Genomic DNA, 20,709 nt, shown 5'->3' on the forward strand with positions numbered 1-20,709 from the left:
CGGCGGGTCAGAGCCGCTGCTCCCGCAGGTCGGCGACCGCGCCGGCCGGGGCCCAGCCCTGATAGACCCCGAAGTCGAAGACCTCCAGCCCCATCGCCTGCGCCACCGGCCACCGGCCACCCGTGTACTCGACCCGCAGCCAGCCGTCGTGCTCGGCGAGGACGATGAACGGCTGGCCCTGCCACGTGCAGGTGGTCCGCACGTACGCCAGTCCCTCCACCTCGGACGCCGGCAGCACCCGCACGTAGCGGCCGGGGCGGATCTCCTCGAACCCCTCGCCGGGCTCGGGCTGGTAGAGCCGCACGTCGTCGCCGTCGGGGCTGGCCTGGTATTCCCGGCCCCGCCAGCGGGCCACGTAGCCGTCGCGCATCAGCCGTCACCGGCCCGACGCCACAGCAGCGCATCCGTGTCCAGGGTCGCGACCACCCGTTCGGTGCCGTCCGCCCCGATCCGCCAGAGCTGCGCGCCGTGCGGCAGCCGGGCGCTGTCCACCTTGAACTCGGCCACCACGTCGCTGCTGTCCCCCGGTGCGAAGCCGTTGCCCCGGAACGGCGGGCGCTCGATCACCCACCCCTCCATGGCCCGCATGGCGCCCTCGTTCTGGCCGCCGTACGGGATGCGGTAGAGGCTCGGCCGGTGGGCGGGCCAGCGCAGGACGTAGATCTCCTGCGCGTCCCGCGAGAACGGCGAGCCCGGGTGGCTCAGGCCGAGCGCGTCGTGCAGCTTGGCCGGTGTGTTCAGGTGGGCCAGCTCGCTGGCGCGGTGCACGAAGCCGGAGACCCGGTCGTAGCCGCGCTCCAGGTAGTAGGAGAGCTGGCTGGGGGCGACGGCCTTCTGCATCACCACCGGCTGGTTCGGGTCGACCGGCGGCGGCGCCTGCCGGGACGCGCCGGCCGCCGCCTCGGCCGCCGGTGGCGGCTCCGGTTCGCTCTCGACGTCGTCGCCGAGCCCCACGTCGGCCGCCCAGTTCGCCAACGCGACGATCTGCTCCCCGGGCAGCTTCGCGCCCACCGGTGTGTTCGGGTTCACCGCGAACGACCAGGCGTCGTCGGGCCAGCGGCGGATGAGCTGGGCGAACTTGACCGACACGGTCTCCACCGGACCGTCGGCGTGGTCGGCCATCCGCTCCGGGGAGGTGTAGACGACGACGAACCGCTCGCCGTCGAGCCGCTCGGTCCGCCAGACGAAGCCCGGCTCGCCGGGTCGGCTGCCGTCGGCCGAGTCGGGTGCCACCGGGAGCAGCACCCGGGCCAGCAGCAGGGTGGAGAGGAACGTGTCGGTGCTGCCGGTGCCGGCGGCGGCGAGCAGGTCCTCCTCGACCTCGTTGGCCGGCTGGAAGTCGGGGGCGGGCGGCGCGGCCGGTGCCGGCTCCGGGTCCGGCTGCGGATCGACGACGGCAGCACCGGCCGGCACGGACCCGCCGGCCGGCTCGGACACGCCGACCGATGCGGGCGCGTCGGCCGCCGGCTCGGGCGCGTCGGTCGGGGTCGGCAGGTCAGGCGCGGCCGGTGCCGGATCGCCGGGGATTCCCGGCTGGAAGAGGGACCCGGCCGACGCGTCGGACGCGGGTCGCCTCGCCGGGGTGAACAGCGACACCGTCGCCTCCGCGTCGGCGACGCCGACGGGCGCGGCGGCTGCGGAGCCGGCCAGGCTGCCGGGCGCGGTCACGGGTTCGGCGGGCGCGGCGACGGACGGGTCCGCGCCGACCGGATCGGTCGGAACGGTCGTGCCCAGCGCGACGGTCGGTTCGGTCGGAACGGTCGTGCCGAGGGGAACCGTCGTGTCCGGCGCGCCGGTCGAGCCGAGCGGAGCCGTCGTGCCCAACGCAACGGTCGCGTCCGGCGGCACCGTCGTGCCCAACGAGACGGTCGCGTCCGGCGGCACCGTCGTGCCCAACGAGACGGTCGCGTCCGGCGCAGCGGTCGTGCCCAGCGGAACCGTCAGGTCCGGCGGCACCGTCGTGTCCAGCGCGACCGTGGCGTCCGGCGCGGCGACCGGGTTCGGGGCAGCGGCCGGGTTCGGAGCAGCGGCCGGGTTCGGGGCGGGCAGGTCCCGCGCCTCGATGATCGTGCCCTCGATGACGATCGGCGAGAAGGACGGGCGGGGCGCGGGCGGCCCGGAGACCGGCTCCGCGATCGAGGCGGTCACCTCCTCGACCAGTTCGTCCACCGGGGCGGGGCCGGGACGCTCCGCCAGGGGCCGGGTCGGCTCCTCGTCGGCCGCCCCGGGGCGGGGACGCACGAACCCCCGCTCGGCCCCCGGCGCGGTGCCTCGACGCGGTGGCCCCTGCGCCGCACCGGCACCGGTCGGGCCGATGGGACGGGTCGGCTCGTCCGCGCCACCCGCCCGGCCGAAGAGGCCGGCCGGCGCACCGGTGGCCGCCGCGAGGGGACGGGTCGGCTCGTCGGCCGGCGGCACGGCCCGGAAGGCCCGGGTCGGCTCCTCCGCCGGCGACGGCCGGGGCGGCACCGCGCCGCCGGGCCGCAGGAGACGGGTCGGCTCGTCGTGGGCCGCAGCGGGGCCGGACGCCTCGGCCGGCGACGCCGGCGGTGCCGCCCCGGCCCGGGAGATCGGCACCGTCGGCGGCTCCGGGGCGGGAGCGGGGGCGGGACGGAAGGGCTGGGTCGGTTGCTCGGCGAGCGGGTCCGGCGCGGGACGCCGCCGGGGGAACGCCTGGCCGCCGCCGAAACCCCGGGACTGCGGGGCCGGGCGCTCGGCGGGACGGCGGGGGTCGCCGAGCACCCGCGCCGCCCGGCTGCGGCCGGAAGCCGGCTCGAAGAAGGAGGTGGGCTGGCCGGGTGGCCCCGGCGGGGCGGCGGGCGGGCCGTTGTCCCCCGGCGGCGCCTCGCTCGTCGGGGCGTCCGCCGGCGGCCGCCGCCGGGGGACGTTCAGCCACGCCGAGCCGCCCGGCGCGGGCTCGCCGCCGGTCGCGGCGGAGGCCGCGGCGTCACGGGCGCGGCCACCGCTTGGCCCGTCCGGGCGCGGCGGGGCCGGGGGCGCGTCGGCCCCGGGCGCGCGGGGCGGGGCCGCCGCCGAGACGGTGAGCCGGGTGGTGGGCGTGCCGGCGGCGTCGGCGGGGACGGTGGTCGGCGCGCCCGGCAGCGGGCCCCCGGCCGCCGTGCCGGGCGCGGGCGACACCGGCGCGTCCCGGCCGGGGACCACCGCCGTGGCGCGGGCCTTCGCGGCGGACTCGACGCGGTCCAGGCGGGCGCGCGCGCCGAGGGTGCGGCCCGGCAGCCGCACGTCGCCCCGGGAGAGCTGGGAGACGAACCAGGCCGGCAGGTAGCCCTCGATGGGCAGGCCCGGGTTGACCGCCAGCCACCACTCGTGGTTGGGCCACTCGGCGGCGAGGTCGGCGTATGCGCTGCGCCGGCTGGGCGCCGGGCTGCCGCCGAGGCAGGCCCGCAGCGCGGCGGGCGACGTGAAGGCCAGCACGTGCGTGCGGCCGCCGGTGGTCCAGGTGCCCCACCCCATCGGGACCTGCCCGGCCAGCGCCTCCGCGGAGACCGGCAGCAGCAGGTCGGTGCGGGCCAGGATCCGGAAGTAGAGCTCCTGGTCGTTGGCGCGGAGGGCGTCCCGCATCGCCGCTTCGGCCTCGGTAGCCGGCTCCCAGTCGGTCACGGCCACCTCTCCTCCCGCCATCAGGCCATAGCCATCGCGTACAACCTACAAGGTGGTAACAAGATCACAATGGCTGGCCGGGGACGCCCCGCCGGACAATCCGGATGCGGATAACATCCGGTTTCGAAGCCGACACGATACGGAGGCGTGATGCCCCGGCCCACCGCGCGTCCGGCCCTCGCCGCAGCGGCCGTGGCCCTGCTGTCCGCGTTCCCCGCCGCCCCGGCGCAGGCGGCCGGCGCGCATCGCGCGGCCCCCGGCTGCGCCACCCCGCCGGCCCCGGACCGGCCCGTCGCGGAGACCCCGTGGCCGCAGCGGCGGTATGCCCCGCAGCGGCTCGCCGCGCTGGCCAGCGGGGCCGGCGTCACCGTCGGCGTGATCGACTCGGGGGTGGACCGCCGGCACCCGCAACTGGCCGGGCGGGTCGACGCCGGGGCGGACTTCCTCGACCCGGGCGGCGACGGCAGCGGCGACTGCGCCGGGCACGGCACCGGTGTGGCGAGCATCATCGCGGCCGAGCCCCGCGTCGGCGTCGCGTTCCAGGGCCTCGCGCCGGGTGCCCGCATCCTTCCGGTACGCGTCAGCGAGCAGCAGGTGGTCGAGGGGCGGGAGTCGGGGCGCACGGTCAGCGCCGTCGACTTCGCCCGGGCGATCCGCTGGGCGGTCGACCACGGGGCCGACGTGGTGAACCTCTCCGTGGTGCTCTACACCGACGACCCGGCCGTCCGGGCGGCGGTCGGCTACGCCGTCGCGCGGGACGTGGTCGTGGTGGCTGCCGCCGGCAACCTGCACGACGGCGGCGACCCGCGACCGTACCCGGCCGCGTACGACGGGGTGCTGGGGGTGGGCGCGATCGGCCCCGACGGCCGGCGGGCCGACTTCTCGCAGACCGGCCCGTACGTCGACCTGGTCGCCCCGGGCGGCGAGGTGCTGATGGCCGCCCCGGGGCAGGGCCACCGGCGGGCCGAGGGCACCAGCTACGCCGCCCCGTTCGTGGCGGCCACCGCCGCTCTCGTCCGGCAGTATCGGCCGGAGCTGACGGCCGCGCAGGTGACGCGGCAGATTCTCGCCACGGTCGACCCCGCGCCCGGCGACGGCTCCGGCGGCGGGTACGGCGCGGGCGTGCTCAACCCCTACCGGGCGGTCACCGAGACCGGGGCGGGCCCGCAGGGGCCGGCTCGCCGGGCCGTGGCCCTAGCGGCGGGCGAGGCCGATCCGGCGCTGGCCGCCCGCCAGGCCCGGCGGGCGGCGGCCCGGGACCGGGCGGTGGTCGTCGCGGCCGTCGCCGGGGCGGCCGTGGCGGGCACGGCGCTGCTGGCGGTGGTGCTGCCCCGGGGCGGCCGCCGCCGCTGGCGGCCGGCGGCCTGACCACCTGCGGTGGCGGCGTCCGGCGGCCCTGCCGAACGCCAGAAGGCCATAGCCGCCGAACGCCGCGGCGGGCCGCAGCCGCTCACTGGAACAGGTTGACGTTCCGCTTCTCGGTGTCGAGGTAGTCGGACGCGGAGTCGTGGACCGCCAGCTTGATGTCGCGCAGCATCGCCTGGAGGTCCTGGGAGGCGGAACGCCACCGGGCCTGCCGCTGCTCGTATGCCTGCCGGGCCTCGCCGTCCCAGCTCGCCACCAGCGGGGCGGCGTCGCGTTCGAGCTGGCCGAGCTGGCTGTCCAGCGTGTTCAGCGCCCGCTGGATGTCGGCACCCGCCTGCTGGAGGGCGGCGAAGTTGACGACCAGAACCCCATGGTCCATCGGATGATCCCCTTTCCGGGAGGTGCTACAGCGGCAGTTGGATGCCGCGGTTGGTGCCGGCGACCCGGCTGGCGGCTTCGTTGTCGGACACGTCGTACTGCTGGCCGGCGGTGCGGATGGCGGTGGCGGTCTCCCGCAGGGCCCGCTGCAACGCCGCCTGGTCCTGCGACCACTGCCGCTTCACCTGCTCGAACGAGCGCCCGCCGGCCCCCCGCCAGGCCTGCTGCAACACCTCCAGCTCGGCCAGCAGGCTGGTCAGCATGGCCTGGAGGGACTGGTCAACCTGCTCGAACTTCGCGGCGGTCTGCTGCAACACCGCGGCCTCTGCCTGGGTCTGGGACACCCGGACGTCACCTCGTCTCCTCGATCGTGGCTGGCCGTCGGGCGCGCCCGCGGCGGACGCGCCGCCCGCCTGTCCCGGCGGCGACGCCGGGGCGGGATGGGGTCAGCCGGCTCGTCGCTGACGGTAGCGGCCCGGTGGCGGTTGTGCTACCCCGCCCGGCTCCCCTGTGGACAACCACGGCTCCCGCGATGGCGGGACGGAGCCATACGATGACGCTGCGGAACCGTCCACGGTCACGCCCCGGGTCACGGCGGCGTTCCGGGCGGGCGTTGAGGAGGCGCGGTGACGGCCAGCACGACCACGGCCCCGGTCCAGCCGGCGCACCGGCAGCCGTTGCCCCCGCGGTGGATTCCGGCCGCCACCCGGCGGGGTCCGGCCGGGGTGCGGGCCGGTCAGGTGGTCGCCACGCAGGCGGCGGTGGCGCTGGCCGCCGCCGGGGTCGGCCGGGGCGTGGCCGTGACCGTGGCCGCCGTCGCGGTGGCCGCCGCACTGCTGGCCGGCACCTGGGTCCGGGTGCGGGGGCGCTGGCTGTTCTCCTGGCTGGGCGTCGCCGCCGGCCACCTGTCCCGCCGGCGGGCCCTGGCGTCGGCCACCGGCCCGGGCACGCTGCTGGGGCTGCTCGACCCCGGCGCGGTGATCCGCGCGGCGGAGCTGGCCGGCCGTCCGGCGGCCGTGGTCGACGACGCGGAGGGCCTGACCGCCGTGCTGGAGGTCGGCGACCCGGGCGACCTGCTCGGCGACGGGCCGGGGGCGCTGCCCCCGCCGTCGACGCTGCTGCCGCCGGTCTCCCCGGAGCTGCCCCCGGTGCGGCTCCAGCTCCTGTTCGGCGGCTCGCCCGCGCCGGCCGTCGCGGTCGGGGGGAGCACGGTGGCGACGTCGTACCGGCAGCTCACCGACGGGCTGCTGGCCGGGCGCGACTCGGTGCTGCTGGCGGTGCGGGTGCTGCGGGTGGACGGGTGGACCGACGCGGACCTGCGCGCCGCCCTGTCCGGGGTGGTCCGGCGGATCGTGCGCCGGCTGGGGCCGGTGACCGCCCGCCCGCTCGGCGAGCACGCCGCGCCCCGCGTACTCACCGAACTGGCCCACCACGACGGCGGCGGGCCGCTGGTGGAGACCTGGCCGGCCGTGCGGACGGGGGAGCTGCTCCAGACCATCTTCCGGGTGCGGCGCGGGCCGGACCCGGCCACCGACGCGGGGCGGCTGCTGGTGCCCCGGCTGCTCACCCTGCCGGCCGCCGCGACCACGGTCTCGCTCTGCGTGGGGCCGCGCGCCGGTGCCGGCGGCGCGACCGTGCCGGCCGAGCTGACCGTACGCCTGGCCGCCTGGACCCCGGCCGGGCTGACGGCGGCGACGCAGGCGTTGCGGCGGCTGGCCGGCGGCGCGGGCGCGGAACTCGACCGGCTCGACGGCCAGCAGCTTCCCGCGTTGGCGGGCACGCTGCCCCTCGCCCTCGCCGTTCCGGGCGCGGCGGCCGACCCGGCGGTCCTCGACGGGTTGGAGCTGCCGGTCGGCGACGCGGGGCTGATGGTCGGCGCGAACCGGCGCGGGGCGGCGGTGACGGTCCGGCTGTTCCGGCCGGAGGGCACCCGGTTGATGCTGGTCGGCGGGGTGCGCGCGGCGCAGCTGCTGGTCCTGCGGGCGCTGGCGCTGGGTGCCCGGGTGGCGGTCCAGACGACCCGGCCCCGGGCGTGGGAGCCGTTCGTCCGGGGCGTCGCCACGCCCGACGGGCCGATCCCGGTGCTGCCGCCGGGCCGCGCGACGGACGCGGTGGCCGGCTCGGCGCTGCGGCCGGTGCTGCTCGTGGTGGACGCGGGCCCGGTGCCCGCCGACGCCGGTCCCGGGCCGGCCTGGCGCTCCACCCTGGTGGTCCGGGACGGCCTCACCGCGTCCGACGTCGACCAGCTGGGCCGGGCCGACCTGGTCGTGCTGCAACCGTTGCGCCCCGCCGAGGCCGCCCTGGCCGGCGCCGCGCTCGGCCTCGGCGGCTCGGCCGAGTGGCTGACCCGCATCCGGGAGGACATGGTGGCGGTGGTGAACCGCCGGGCGCTGCGCTGGGCGCTGCTGTCGCCGACCCCCATCGAGTCGCAACTGATCGGCCGCCCCGACCGGGGCTGACGGCTCGGGCGGGACCGACGGCGGGTTCCGCCGGTGGCGGGTCCATGGCACCATCCGTGACCATGGGTTTCCTGAAGGGTCTTCTGATCCGGCTGGGCAGCACGGCGGTGGCCTTCTGGCTGGCCACCCTGCTCATCCCGGGCATCACGCTCGACACGGGTTCGGCCGTCGAGGCGATCGTCACGCTGCTCCTCGTCGCGGTCATCTTCGGGGTCGTCAACGCGGTGCTCCAGCCGATCGTCAAGACCGTGGGCTGCGGCTTCTACCTGCTGACCCTGGGGCTGATCGCCCTGGTGGTCAACGGCCTGCTCTTCCTGTTGACGAGTTGGATCGCGGGCGAGGCCGGGCTGCCGTTCCACGTGGACGGCTTCTGGCCGGAGGCGGTGCTCGGCGCGCTGTTCGTCGGGGTCGTGACCTGGCTGCTGGGCGCGGTCCTCGACCGCGACTGAGCCCGGGCCGGGGCGGTCCCGGCCCGGGCGGCGTGGGCGGATTCACGGCGCGCGGGGCCGGGCGGGCAGGCTAGCGTCGCAGGGTGTTCACCCTGACCCGCGACGACGGCCACCAGCTCAGCACCGACCCCGCCCGCCTCGACCTCGACCTCGTGCACCACTGGCTCTCCACCGACGCGTACTGGGCGTTGGGGCGGGACCGGGAGACCGTCGGGCGGGCGTTCGCCGGCTCGCTGCCGTACGGCGTGTACCGCCCCGGTGACGGTCGGCAGGTGGCGGTGGCCCGGGTGGTGACCGACCGCGCGACGTTCGCCTGGCTCTGCGACGTCTACGTGGACCGGGCGGCCCGGGGGGTCGGGCTGGGCACCTGGCTGGCCGGCGCGGTCCGTGACCACCTGGCCACGCTTGGCGTACGCCGGATCGTGCTGGCCACCTCCGACGCGCACGGGGTCTACGCGAAGATCGGCTTCGCCCTGGTCGAGCCGGACCGCTGGATGCAGTACGACGGGCGGGGGCAGGCGTGAACCCGCTGCGCCTCGGCTACCTCTACGGCATCGGCGCGTACCTGCTCTGGGGGTTCTTCCCGCTCTACCTCAGGGCGCTCCAGCCGGCCGGCCCGCTGGAGATCCTGGCGCACCGGATCGTCTGGTCGGTGCTCTTCGTCGCGCTGTTGCTCGCCGCGCTGCGCAACGTGGGCTTCCTGCGGCGGTTGGCGCGTCGCCCCCGGGCGCTGGCCGGCATCGGCGTGGCCGCCGCGCTCATCGCGGTCAACTGGGGCACCTACATCTACGGCGTGAACTCGGCGCGGGTGGTGGAGACGGCCCTCGGCTACTTCATCACCCCGCTGGTGTCGGTGCTGCTCGGGGTGACCGTGCTGCGGGAGCGGCTGCGCCCCGGGCAGTGGCTGGCGCTGGGCATCGGCACGGCGGCGGTGGCCGTGCTCACCGTGGACTACGGCCGGTTGCCCTGGCTCGCGCTCACCCTGGCCGTCAGCTTCGCCGCGTACGGGCTGGTCAAGAAGCGCCTCGGGCTGCCGGCGGCGGAGGGGCTCTTCGTGGAGTCGGCGGTGCTCGCCCTGCCGGCCCTCGGCTATCTCGGCTGGCTCGCCGCCGACGGTGGCCTGGCCTTCGGCCACGTCTCGGCCGGGCACACCGCGTTGCTGGTGCTGGCCGGCGCGGCCACCGCGACCCCGCTGCTGCTCTTCGCGGGCGCCGCGAACCGGCTGTCGCTGACGGCGCTGGGCATGCTCCAGTACCTCGCCCCGATCCTCCAGCTCGGCTGCGGGGTGCTGATCTTCCACGAGCCGATGCCGCCGGCCCGGCTCGCCGGCTTCGCGCTGGTCTGGCTGGCGCTGCTGACCTTCACCGCCGACGCCCTCCGCCACGCCCGCAACTCCCGGCGCTCCCGCGGCCCCGCCGCGACCCGGCCGCTCGCGCCGACGCCGGTGGGACAGGGGACGACGGGAGCCTGAACCGCCGGCCGGGCGGCTCAGCGGGCGTCGTAGGCGAGGACCGGGGTACCGTCGGCGCGCAGCAGCTCCAGCCGGACCAGCTCGCCGTCGGTGAAGTGGGTGGTGGCGGTCAGGCTCAGCTCGTCGCCGGGGGCGGCCAGCCAGGAGCCGATCTGCTCCGTCGCGCCGTCCGGGCCGTGCGCCACCAGCCGGAAGGTGTACGCCTCGCGGTGCCCGGCCCGCCGGTCGTAGCCGCAGCGCATGGTGACCTCGGTGCCCCACGGCGTGCCGGTCAGCCCCACCTCGGCGTGCACCGGCACCGTGCCGGCGATCGGCCGCATGGACGCCAGCGCGATCTGCGGGGTGGGCGTCGGGGTGATCTCGACGGGCGGCCGGAGGGTGGCCGCGCCGAACCCGGCGAACAGCGCCAGGACGGCGGCGGCCAGCGCGGTCAGCGCGTACCGGCGGCGGGCGGCCGACCGCTCGCGGCGTCGGCGGCGGCGGGCGGCGTCGAGCAGCGCGGGCACCCGGGAGACCTCGGCGGGCGGCTCCAGGAACTGCTCCAGCCCGGCCGGGTCGAGCCGGCCGAGCAGCCCGGGGAGCACGGCGATCTCGGCGACCGCGTCCCGGCAGGAGGCGCAGCCGGCGAGGTGCCGCTCGTAGGCGGCCCGGTCGGCCGGGGCGAGCGCGCCCAGGACGTACGCGCCGTCGTCGTGCGCGAACTCGCAGCGGGTCATCCCGTCACCCCCATCTCGGCCAGCGCCAACCGTAGTGAGCGCAGCGCGTAGTGGGTGCGGGACTTGACGGTGCCCGGTGGCACGCCCAGCCGGACCGCCGCCTCGGACACCGAACGCCCCTGGTAGAAGCACTCGATGAGCACCTCGCGGTGGGTCGGGCTGAGCCGGTTCAGCGCCTCGGCGACCGTCCACGCCTCCACCGCGCGTTCCGCCTCGTCGATCGTCTCCGGGGGCTCGGGCAGCTCGTCGGTGTAGATCTCGCCGACCCTCGTGGACCGCCGCCGCCACGCGTCGATGGCCAGGTTGCGGGCCGTGGTGAACAGCCACGCCCGCACCGATCCGCGCGTCGGGTCGAGCGACTCCGGGTGCCGCCAGGCCCGCAGCAGCGTCTCCTGCACCAGGTCCTCGGCCCGGGTCCGGTCGCCGTTGACCAGCCGCAGGGCGTGCGCGTAGAGCGCGTCGGCATGCTCGTCGTGCAGCGCGCGCAGCAGTTGGGCGTCGTGGTCGCTGATGACGACCTCCTCGCTGTCGCCGGAGTCCAGCGGCTCCCGCTGTCGAACGCGTCCAGCGGTGCGTTCGCCCGACAGTACGTGCGGTGTCGCCGATCGGTTCATCCGCAGGTCGACGGGGAGGTCAGGCGCAGGTGTTCACATCCGGTTCATGTTCGGGCCGACCCGCGCTCACCGCGCCCTCCTAGCGTCCGCCGGGTACGCACGTCGGAGGGTCGACCCCGGCGTGCACCGACTTCCTTGGAGGCACCTCCCGATGAGCGACCGACCTCGGCTGCTCCCCCTGCTGGGCGCCACCCGCCACGGCAGCCGTGACGCCATGACCTGTCTCTACCGGTGCGGCAACGCCTGTGACCACCCGGTGCCCAACACCTCCGACAACCCGTACCTGGGCGACATCGTGGACGCCGAGGTGTCCCGGCGCGGCGTGGTCCGGGCCGGCGCGGTCGGTGCGCTCGTCCTGGGCTTCGGCGGCGCGGCCGCCGGGGCGCTGGCCGGCGCCGGGGCGGCGTCCGCCGCGCCGGCCACGCCGGTGGTGCCGGAGGCCGCCGGGTTCGGCCGCCCGGCCGGCGGGGTGGGCAGCGGCGCGCTGACCTTCCGGCCGATCCCGCCGAACAAGCTCGACACCCTGGTCGTGCCCAACGGGTACGACCACAGTGTCGTGATCCGCTGGGGCGACCCGGTGGTGCCGGGCGCGCCGGAGTTCGACGTGCACACGCAGACCGCCGCGAAGCAGGCCAAGCAGTTCGGCTACAACAACGACTTCGTCGGCGTGCTGCCGCTGGACAAGCGGGGCCGCCGGGCGCTGCTCGTGGTCAACCACGAGTACACCAACGAGGACCTGATGTTCCCCGGCTTCACCAGCCTCGACGCGCTCACCGTCGAGCAGGTGAAGGTCGCCATGGCGGCGCACGGCATGTCCGTGGTCGAGCTGGAGCGGGTCGACGGCACCGGGCAGTGGCGGCCGGTCTCCGGCGGCCGGCGGCCGTACAACCGGCGGGTCACCGCGCTGGCCACGAAGTTCGAGCTGACCGGCCCGGCCGCCGGCTCGGCGTGGCTGCGCACCGCCGCCGACCCGAAGGGCCGGACGGTGGTCGGCACGCTGAACAACTGCGCGGGCGGCGTCACCCCGTGGGGCACGGTGCTCTCCGGCGAGGAGAACTTCAACCAGTACTTCGTCGGCGGGGACGCCGCGCCGGAGGAGCTGAAGCCGAAGCTGGCCCGCTACGGCATCAACACCACCGAGCGCTACCCGAGCGGCAACCGCAGGTGGGACCGCGCCGACGAGCGCTTCGACCTGGCGAAGAACCCGTACGAGGCGCACCGCTTCGGCTGGGTCGTCGAGATCGACCCGTTCGACCCGGAGAGCCGGCCGCGCAAGCACACGGCGCTCGGCCGGTTCAAGCACGAGGGCGCGAACGTCATCGTCGCCCGCAGCGGGCACGTGGTGGCCTACATGGGCGACGACGAGCGGTTCGACTACCTCTACAAGTTCGTCTCCGACAAGAAGTTCATGACCGGCGACTCGTGGGTGGCCCGCAAGCACAACCTGACCCTGCTGGAGTCGGGCACCCTGTACGTGGCGCAGCTCGAAGGCAACTCGGCGGCCGAGATCGACGGCTCCGGCAAGCTCCCCGCCGACGGGGCGTTCAACGGCCGGGGCCGCTGGATCAAGCTGGTCAGCGGCAACCGCTCGTACGTCGACGGGATGACCGCCGCGGACGTGCTCACCTTCACCCGGCTGGCCGGCGACAAGGTCGGCGCGACCAAGATGGACCGCCCGGAGGACGTCGAGCCGAGCCGGCTGACCGGCAAGGTGTACGTGGCGCTGACCAACAACACCGACCGCGGCAAGGCGGGCAAGGCCCCCGCCGACGAGGCCAACCCGCGCAACCTCAACAAGCACGGGCAGATCCTGGAACTGGTCGAGGACGGCAACAACAACGCCGCCGAGACGTTCGCCTGGTCGCTGCCGATCGTCTGCGGCGACCCGACGGACCCGTCGACCCACTTCGCCGGGTACGACAAGGCGAAGGTCTCCCCGATCTCCTGCCCGGACAACGTCGCCTTCGACGCCACCGGCAACCTCTGGATCTCGACCGACGGCAACGCGCTGGGCAGCAACGACGGCCTGTTCGCCACCGCCGTGGAGGGGCCGGAGCGGGGGCACCTCAAGCAGTTCCTCACGGTGCCGCTGGGCGCGGAGACCTGCGGCCCGTTCATCACCGACGACAACCGCTCGGTGTTCGTGGCGGTGCAACACCCGGGTGAGATCACCGGGGCGACCGTGGAGAACCCGGCGTCGACCTGGCCCGACGGCGACTACGCCAAGCCCGGCGTGGTGGTCACCTGGCGGCTGGACGGCGGCCCGATCGGCAGCTGATCCCGCTGGGCGTCGCGGCGGGCCCCCTCCCCACCAGGGCGGGGGCCCGTCGTCGTCCCTGCTCCCGGCTCCCCGGCCCCGGCTTCCGGCCGCCGGGCCTCGGCTCCCGGTGGCTGCGGGGTCAGTTCTCGGCGGCGACGGCGTCGGCGATGGCGCGGGCGGCGGTGAGCAGCTTGGCCCGGACCACCCGGGCGGAGGTCATCATCTCGCTGGCCGGCAACGAGCAGGCCAGCACCATCCGGCGTTCCATGTCCTTGTCGGGGACGACCAGCACGGCCGCGCACGCGACGCCCTGCCGGAACTGCCCCAGCTCCAGCTGCATGCCCCGGCGGTCGCCGGCCGCCACGTCCGCCTCGAACGCCTCGGGGGTGGTGAGGGTGGCGTTGGTGAACGGGCGCATGCCGTATTCCCGCAGGTAGCGGAAGCGCTGCTCGGCGGTGAGGGTGGCCAGCAGCGCCTTGCCGAGCGCGGTCGCGTGCGCGCCCTCGTCGAACCCGGGGACCAGGTCCTCCAGGTGCGGGGAGCGGTGCCCCTCGGCCACGGCGGTGACGGCCACCTGGCCGCCGACGAAGCGCCCGAGATAGTGGCTGTAGCCGGTGTCCACGGCGGCGCGGCGCAGGCACTCGCCGACCGCTGCGGGCCCGCGGAACGCGGTGACCAGCTCGCGGTACCGGTCGGCGATCTCCAGGCCCACGATGTACGTGCCGTCCTCCCGGCGGATCACGTAGCCCTCGTAGGCCAGCGTGCGGACCAGGTGGTAGGTGGTGGCCACGGTCAGCTCGCAGCGCCGCGCGATCTGCTTGACGGTCAGCCCCTTCGGGGCGCGACCGACCGATTCGAGCACGCGTAGCGCGCGGGAGACACTCCGGATGAGGTCCGAAGGTTCCGCCAAGGGGTCGCGCACAACCACCTCCGCCGCCGGGGGACTTACACCATATGAAATCCAGGCGTCCGGCGAAATGCCTGTTCGGGTCGACGCTGCCAGATCATCCTAAACGGTCAGTGCGCCGAGCGACACGGTGAGTTGTCCGAGTCGGACTCACGAAGGGTTCGCGGAACCCGCATCGAAGGCTCGGGAGGCCTCAGCCGGTGCGGTCGGCGATGTAGTCGCAGAGGGACTCCAGCGCGCGGCGCGACGGCGTCTCCGGCAGCAGCGCGAGCTGCTCCCGGGCCTCCTCGGCGTAGCTGCGGACGGTCTCCCGGGCGCGCTTGAGCGCCGGGGACTCGCGGAGCAGGCCGAGGGCCTCGGCGTGCAGGGCGTCGTCGACGAGCGGGCCGGTGGCCAGGATCTCCCGCAGCCGCACCGAGGCGGCGTCGGCGTCGTCGGAGGCGAGCGCGTAGAGCACCGGCAGGGTCGGCACGCCCTCCCGCAGGTCGGTGCCGGGGGTCTTGCCCGACTGCACCGACTCGCTGGCGATGTCGAGCAGGTCGTCGGAGAGCTGGAAGGCGACGCCGATCGTCTCGCCGTAGCCTGCCAGGGCCTCGGTGTGCGCGGCGGACGCCCCGGAGAACAGGCCGCCGAAGCGGGCCGAGGTGGCGATCAGCGAGCCGGTCTTCTCGGCGATCACGCCGAGGTAGTGGGTCACCGGGTCCTGCCCGTCCCGGGGGCCGACCGTCTCGGCGATCTGACCGTGCACCAGGCGGGCGAACGTGCGCGCCTGCAACCGCACCGCCTCCGGCCCCAGATCGGCCGAGAGGTCCGCGGCGCGGGCGAAGAGGTAGTCGCCGACCAGGATCGCCACCGAGTTCGTCCAGCGGGAGTTGGCGCTCGGGGCGCCCCGCCGCACGGCGGCCTCGTCCATGACGTCGTCGTGGTAGAGCGTCGCCAGGTGGGTGAGCTCCATCACCACGGCGGCGGAGACGACCCGCGGGTCGGCCGGATCGCCGAACTGGGCTCCCAGCGCGACCAGCAGCGGGCGGAACCGCTTGCCGCCGGCGTCCACCAGGTGCCGGGCGGCCTCGGTCACCAGCGGGTCGGCGCTCGTCACGGTGGCCCGCAGCTCCGCCTCGACGGACTCCAGCAGGCCCAACACGGACGCCTCGACGCGGGCATCGGCCAGGTGCAGGCCGAGCGCGCCGAACTGACCCATGCTCTCCCGACCCCGCCGAGCGGAGCCGGTGGCACCTGAACGCTCGCCAGCCGGATTCACCACGCTATCCACCATGCCACACCCGTTCGACCTGCTCCGGGGCGGGGATGCGGCGACGGGGCCGGCACGCTGTCGCGTACCGGCCCCGTCGCGGGGAAACGTCGGTCATCGCACGAATTCGGCGGCACCGTTGGCGAGGTCGAGCAGCGGGCCCGGCACGACGCCCAGCACCAGCGTGGCCAGCACGCCGATCATGAGCGCCGCCGAGGTCAGCCCGCCCGGCACCATCACCGTCGGGGTGGACTCCCCCGGCTCGGACAGCCACATCATGACCACGACCCGCAGGTACGGGAACGCGAGCACCATGCTCGTCAGCACGCCGGCCACCACCAGCCACGCCTGGTCGGCGTCGAGGGCCGGGGCGAAGACGGCGAACTTGCTCATGAAGCCGCTGGTGAGCGGGATGCCGGCGAAGGCCAGCAGGATGAAGGTGAAGATCGCCGCGAAGAACGGCGACCGCTTCCCCAGCCCCGCCCAGCGGGACAGGTGGGTGGCCTCCCCGTCGGCGTCGCGGACCAGGGTCACCACCGCGAAGGCGGCCAGCACCGAGAAGCCGTACGCGGCCAGGTAGAACATCGTGCCGGCGAGCCCGTCCCGGCTCGGCGCGAGCACGCCGACCAGCAGGTAGCCCGCGTTGGCGATCGACGAGTAGGCCAGCAGCCGCTTGATGTCGGTCTGGGTGACCGCCAGCACCGCGCCGACCAGCATGGTGAGCACCGCCACCGCGCCGAGGACCGGGGTGAAGTCCCACGCCGCCCCGGCGAACGCCACGTGGAAGACCCGCAGCAGGGCGCCGAACGCGGCGACCTTCGTGCAGGCCGCCATGAAGCCGGTGACCGGCGTCGGGGCGCCCTGGTAGACGTCGGGGGTCCACACGTGGAACGGGGCGGCGGCGGCCTTGAACAGCAGGCCGATGGCGAGCAGCGCCATGCCGGCGAAGAGCAGCACCTGGCTCGCCGGGGACTCGGTGACCGCCGCGTGGATGGTGGCGAAGTCGACGCCGGCCGGGCGGCCCGGGATGCCGGAGGTGAAGCCGTACACCAGGGCCACGCCGAACAGGAAGAACGCCGAGGCGTACGCGCCGAGCAGGAAGTACTTCATCGCCGCCTCCTGGCTCAGCAGCCGCCGGCGACGGGCCAGCGCGCAGAGCAGGTAGAGCGGCAGGGAGAAGACCTCCAGGGCGATGAACATGGTCAGCAGGTCGTTCGCCGCCACGAAGATCAGCATGCCGCCGATGGCGAAGCTGGCCAGCGGGTAGACCTCGGTCGCCCCGTTGCTGCCCTCGGCCTGCCGCCGGTCCTCGGCCGACTCGGCGGTGACGGCGGCCTGGGCGACGAACGCCCCGCCCCGCTCCACCGAGCGCTCGCCCATGAGCAGCAGCGACATGGCGGCGAGGACCAGGATCGCGCCCTGGAGGAACAGGGTCGGCCCGTCCACGGCGAGCGCCCCGCCGGCGGTGATCAGCCGGTCGTCGGCGTTGAAGATCACCATCACCAGCGCGGCGAGCACCGCGAGCAGCCCCAGCGAGAGCTGGACGAGGTGGCGGCGCTTGCGGGGCACGAAGGCCTCGACCAGCACGCCCAGCAGGGCGGCGCCCAGCATGATCAGGATCGGAGCGAGCGCCGCGTAGTCGATCGACGGCAGCTTGAGCTCGGTCACTTTGCGGCCTCCTGCACGACACCGCCGACCTCAGGGGCCGGATCGGTCCTGCCGACGTCCTCCATGGTGGCCCGGACGGCGGGGTTGATGACATCGGTGACCGGCTTGGGATAGAAGCCGAGCAGCACGATCAGCGCGATCAGCGGCGCGACCACGACCTTCTCGCGCAGGTTGAGGTCGCGGCGCATCGGCTCGACCTCGGTCAGGGCCGGGTTGAGGGTGCCCTGGGTCGTCCGCTGCACCATCCACAGCACGTACGCGGCGGCCAGGATGATGCCGAGCGTGGCGATCACCGCGACCGGCTTGTTCACCGTGAAGGTGCCGATCAGCACCAGGAACTCGGAGACGAACGGCGCGGTGCCGGGCAGGGCCAGCGAGGCCAGGCCGGCGAAGAACAGCACCCCGGCCAGCAGCGGCACCAGCTTGCCCGCGCCGCCGAAGTCGCTGATCAGGGCCGAGCCGCGCCGGGCCACCAGCATGCCCACCACCAGGAAGAGCAGGCCGGTGGCGAGGCCGTGGTTGAGCATGTAGAGCACCGCGCCCGTGCCGGCCTGCGTGGTGAAGGCGAAGATGCCGACCCCGATGAACCCGAAGTGCGCGATCGAGGTGTACGACACCAGCCGCTTCAGGTCGTTCTGGCCGACCGCCAGCAACGCGGCGTAGATGATGCCGATCACCCCGAGCGCGAGCGCGTACGGGGCGAACCACTTCGACGCCTCCGGGAACAGCGGCAGGCAGTAACGCAGGATCCCGAACGTGCCCACCTTGTCCAGCACGCCGACGAGCAGCGCGGCGGCCCCGGCGGGGGCGGCCCCACCGGCGTCCGGCAGCCAGGTGTGGAACGGGAAGAACGGCGCCTTGATCGCGAAGGCGAGGAAGAAGCCGAGGAACAGCCAGCGCTCGGTCCCGGTGGAGATGTCGATCTGGGTGAGCGCCTGCCAGTCGAAGGTCTTCCCGCCGACGACCCACAGGCCGATCACGGCGGCCAGCATGAACAGGCCGCCGACCAGCGAGTAGAGGAAGAACTTCACGGCCGCGTACTGCCGCTGGTGGCCGCCGTAGCTGCCGATCAGGAAGTACATCGGCACCAGCATGACCTCGAAGAACACGTAGAACAGGAAGACGTCGGCGGCGGCGAAGACGCCGATCATCGTGGATTCGAGGACGAGCAGCAGGGCGAAGTAGACCGGGATCGAGCGCTTCGACGACTCGGCGTCGTGCCAGGACGCGAGGATGACCAGCGGCACCAGCACCGCGATCAGCATCAGCATCACCAGGGCGATGCCGTCGGCGGCGAAGGTGAACCGGGCGTCCCACTGCGGGATCCAGGTGTACGACTCGCGGAACTGGAGCCGCTCACCGCCGGTCTTGAAGGCCAGCCACATGACCACGGACAGGGCGAGCACCAGCAGCGACCACCCGAAGGCCACCTGCTTGGCCAGCTCCGGCCGGCGGCGCGGCAGGACGGCCACGACCAGCGCGCCGACCAGCGGCGCCACGGTCAGCACCGAGAGGAACGGGAAGTTGGACATTATGCGGCCTTACCTCCGTCGTCACTGCGTGGTCCGCCGGCGGGGGCGGCCGTAGAGAGGTCGATCACGCCAGCCACCCCGCCTGCACGGCCAGGAACGCCGCCACCACCAGCAGCGCGCCGGTCAGGATGGACGTCGCGTACGACCGGACGAAGCCGGTCTGCAGCCGCCGGAGTCGGCCGGAGCCCCCGCCCACGGCGGCGGCGAGGCCGTTGACCAGCCCGTCGACGCCCCGGTTGTCGAGGAAGACCAGCGCCCGGGTGAGGAAGATCCCCGGCTTCTCGAAGACCGCCTCGTTGAAGGCGTCGGTGTAGAGGTTGCGCCGGGCGGCGGTGACCAGCACACCCGCCGGCTGCGGCTCGGTGGCCGTGCCGTTGCGGAACAGCGACCAGGCGAGCCCGGCCCCGGCGATCGTGACGACCAGCGACAGGATCGTGATCACCGTGTGCGACAGCACGGCGTGGTGCTCCTCGCCGGCCTCGCCCAGCACCGGCGTCAGCCAGGAGGCCAGGCCGTCGTTCCACACCATCAGGCCACCGGCGACCACCGAGCCGATCGCCAGCAGGATCAGCGGGATCGTCATCAGCTTCGGCGACTCGTGCGGGTGCTCGATGTCCTCGGTCCACCGCTTCGGGCCGTGGAAGGTGAGGACGAACAGCCGGGTCATGTAGAACGCGGTGAGCCCCGCGCCGAGCAGCGCCGCGCCGCCGAACAGCCACGCCGTCCAGTCGTCGCGCGTGAAGGCGGCGACGATGATCGGCTCCTTGGAGAAGTAGCCGGACAGCGGCGGCAGGCCGATGATGGCCAGCCAGCCCATCATGAACGTGATCCAGGTGACCTTCATGTACTTCGACAGCCCGCCGAAGCGGCGGATGTCCACCTGGTCGTTCATGCCGTGCATGACCGAGCCGGCGCCGAGGAACATGTTGGCCTTGAAGAAGCCGTGCGCGAGCAGGTGGATGATCGCCAGGGCGTACGCCCCGCCGCCGAGGCCGACGCCGAGGAACATGTAGCCGATCTGGCTGACCGTCGACCAGGCGAGCACCCGCTTGATGTCGTCCTTGGCCGCGCCGATGATGCAGCCGAGCAGCAGGGTCAGCGCGCCGACGCTGACCACCACGAGCTGGAGCGTCGAGTTGGCCGAGAAGACCGGGTTCGACCGGGCGATCAGGTAGACGCCGGCGGTGACCATGGTGGCGGCGTGGATGAGCGCCGACACCGGGGTCGGGCCCTCCATCGCGTCCGGCAGCCACGCCTGGAGCGGGAACTGGCCGGACTTGCCGGCCGCGCCGAGCAGCAGCAGCAGGCCGAGCACCAGCACCGTGGTGCCGGTCAGCGAGCCGACGCCGTTGAACACCTCGTCGTACTGCGTGGTGCCGAGGGTGGCGAACATGATGAAGATGCCGATGGCCAGGCCGGCGTCGCCGACCCGGTTCATCAGGAACGCCTTCTTGCCGGCGGTGGCCGCGCTCGGCCGGCCGTACCAGAAGGAGATCAGCAGGTACGACGCCAGGCCGACGCCCTCCCAGCCGAAGTAGAGCATCACGTAGTTGTTGCCGAGCACCAGCAGGAGCATCGCGGCGACGAAGAGGTTGAAGTAGGCGAAGAACCGCCGCCGACCCTCGTCGTGCGCCATGTACTCGACCGCGTACAGGTGGATCAGGAAGCCCACCCCGGTGATCAGCAGGACGAAGACCGCGGCCAGCGGGTCGAACAGCAGGCCGAAGTCCACGTGCAGGTCACCGACGGCGATGAAGTCCCAGAGGCTCAGCTCCGCCGACTTGTTCTCCAGGCCGCGGAGCTGGAAGAAGTAGGTCAGGCCGAGCACGAAGGCGGCCCCGATCGCGGCCACCCCGAGCCAGTGCCCCCACCGGTCGGCCCGCCGACCCAGCAGCAGCAGGACCGCCGCGCTGGCCAGCGGGATCGCCACCAGCAGCCAGAAGCTGCCCAGCAGGCCGCTCGCCGCAGCGTAGGCGACTTCACCTGCCGGCTCAGCCGGGGCGTTCATCAGAATCGT

Annotated in this window: 17 protein-coding genes; 6 read left to right on the forward strand and 11 right to left on the reverse strand. The window is 74.6% G+C overall.

All coding sequences use genetic code 11. From position 1 onward, the window contains the following. Positions 1-7: 7 nt before the first annotated feature. Positions 8-373, reverse strand: a complete 366-nt coding sequence (locus HDA31_RS27750) for a UCP033725 family protein (RefSeq protein ID WP_074475731.1) — start codon at positions 371-373, stop codon at positions 8-10. Continuing rightward, positions 370-3,621: an SseB family protein gene (locus HDA31_RS27755; RefSeq protein ID WP_178062985.1), complete on the reverse strand. Its 3,252-nt coding sequence runs from the start codon at positions 3,619-3,621 to the stop codon at positions 370-372. The genes HDA31_RS27750 and HDA31_RS27755 overlap by 4 nt, the downstream gene beginning before the upstream one ends. A 150-nt stretch (positions 3,622-3,771) precedes the next feature. On the opposite strand from HDA31_RS27755, the gene mycP reads away from it, so the two are divergent. Next, entirely contained in the window at positions 3,772-4,989 is a 1,218-nt protein-coding gene (gene mycP / locus HDA31_RS27760) for a type VII secretion-associated serine protease mycosin (RefSeq protein WP_178062984.1), read from the forward strand. A gap of 82 nt (positions 4,990-5,071) precedes the next feature. On the opposite strand, the gene HDA31_RS27765 is transcribed toward mycP, so the two are convergent. Together HDA31_RS27765 and HDA31_RS27770 are read right to left on the reverse strand one after the other, a co-directional pair. Continuing rightward, positions 5,072-5,365 (reverse strand): WXG100 family type VII secretion target, encoded by a 294-nt coding sequence (locus HDA31_RS27765; protein WP_074475415.1) that lies wholly within the window; start codon positions 5,363-5,365, stop codon positions 5,072-5,074. Between the two features lie 25 nt (positions 5,366-5,390). Beyond that, positions 5,391-5,708 carry a WXG100 family type VII secretion target gene (locus HDA31_RS27770; protein ID WP_074475416.1) on the reverse strand — a complete coding sequence of 106 codons (318 nt, stop codon included), beginning with the start codon at positions 5,706-5,708 and terminating at the stop codon, positions 5,391-5,393. Between the two features lie 282 nt (positions 5,709-5,990). Between HDA31_RS27770 and eccE the strand changes: the two genes are divergently transcribed. The 4 genes from eccE (at position 5,991) to rarD (ending at position 9,743) form a co-directional block, all read left to right on the forward strand. Next, on the forward strand, positions 5,991-7,823 hold the full coding sequence (gene eccE / locus HDA31_RS27775; protein ID WP_246384278.1) for a type VII secretion protein EccE: 1,833 nt from the start codon (positions 5,991-5,993) through the stop codon (positions 7,821-7,823). 62 nt (positions 7,824-7,885) lie between these two features. After that, positions 7,886-8,272, forward strand: coding sequence for a phage holin family protein (locus HDA31_RS27780; protein ID WP_074475418.1), 387 nt, complete (start codon positions 7,886-7,888; stop codon positions 8,270-8,272). Positions 8,273-8,355: 83 nt separating this feature from the next. Then, positions 8,356-8,796: a GNAT family N-acetyltransferase gene (locus HDA31_RS27785; protein ID WP_074475419.1), complete on the forward strand. Its 441-nt coding sequence runs from the start codon at positions 8,356-8,358 to the stop codon at positions 8,794-8,796. Continuing rightward, a complete protein-coding gene (rarD, locus tag HDA31_RS27790) occupies positions 8,793-9,743 on the forward strand; it encodes an EamA family transporter RarD (RefSeq protein ID WP_178062983.1) in 951 nt (316 codons plus the stop codon). The genes HDA31_RS27785 and rarD overlap by 4 nt, the downstream gene beginning before the upstream one ends. Positions 9,744-9,760: 17 nt before the next feature. Here rarD and HDA31_RS27795 read toward each other — a convergent pair whose 3' ends face one another. Together HDA31_RS27795 and HDA31_RS27800 are read right to left on the reverse strand one after the other, a co-directional pair. Next, entirely contained in the window at positions 9,761-10,459 is a 699-nt protein-coding gene (locus HDA31_RS27795) for an anti-sigma factor family protein (RefSeq protein ID WP_178062982.1), read from the reverse strand. Beyond that, on the reverse strand, positions 10,456-10,950 hold the full coding sequence (locus HDA31_RS27800) for a sigma-70 family RNA polymerase sigma factor (protein ID WP_229406618.1): 495 nt from the start codon (positions 10,948-10,950) through the stop codon (positions 10,456-10,458). Before HDA31_RS27800 ends, HDA31_RS27795 begins: the two co-directional genes overlap by 4 nt. Before the next feature lie 274 nt (positions 10,951-11,224). On the opposite strand from HDA31_RS27800, the gene HDA31_RS27805 reads away from it, so the two are divergent. Continuing rightward, on the forward strand, positions 11,225-13,351 hold the full coding sequence (locus HDA31_RS27805; RefSeq protein WP_178062981.1) for a PhoX family protein: 2,127 nt from the start codon (positions 11,225-11,227) through the stop codon (positions 13,349-13,351). Positions 13,352-13,472: 121 nt separating this feature from the next. Here HDA31_RS27805 and HDA31_RS27810 read toward each other — a convergent pair whose 3' ends face one another. From HDA31_RS27810 to nuoL, 5 genes are all read right to left on the reverse strand, one after another. Beyond that, positions 13,473-14,255 carry an IclR family transcriptional regulator gene (locus HDA31_RS27810; protein WP_178062980.1) on the reverse strand — a complete coding sequence of 261 codons (783 nt, stop codon included), beginning with the start codon at positions 14,253-14,255 and terminating at the stop codon, positions 13,473-13,475. A 178-nt stretch (positions 14,256-14,433) separates the two neighbouring features. After that, positions 14,434-15,516, reverse strand: a complete 1,083-nt coding sequence (locus HDA31_RS27815; protein ID WP_178062979.1) for a polyprenyl synthetase family protein — start codon at positions 15,514-15,516, stop codon at positions 14,434-14,436. A gap of 90 nt (positions 15,517-15,606) precedes the next feature. After that, positions 15,607-17,160, reverse strand: coding sequence for an NADH-quinone oxidoreductase subunit NuoN (gene nuoN / locus HDA31_RS27820; RefSeq protein ID WP_074475425.1), 1,554 nt, complete (start codon positions 17,158-17,160; stop codon positions 15,607-15,609). After that, entirely contained in the window at positions 17,157-18,692 is a 1,536-nt protein-coding gene (locus HDA31_RS27825) for an NADH-quinone oxidoreductase subunit M (RefSeq protein ID WP_043961437.1), read from the reverse strand. The genes nuoN and HDA31_RS27825 overlap by 4 nt, the downstream gene beginning before the upstream one ends. Positions 18,693-18,756: 64 nt before the next feature. Beyond that, positions 18,757-20,700, reverse strand: a complete 1,944-nt coding sequence (gene nuoL / locus HDA31_RS27830; RefSeq protein ID WP_178067032.1) for an NADH-quinone oxidoreductase subunit L — start codon at positions 20,698-20,700, stop codon at positions 18,757-18,759. Positions 20,701-20,709: the final 9 nt, after the last annotated feature.

The organism is Micromonospora carbonacea (assembly GCF_014205165.1).
In the GTDB taxonomy this organism is placed as follows: Bacteria; Actinomycetota; Actinomycetes; order Mycobacteriales; family Micromonosporaceae; genus Micromonospora; species Micromonospora carbonacea.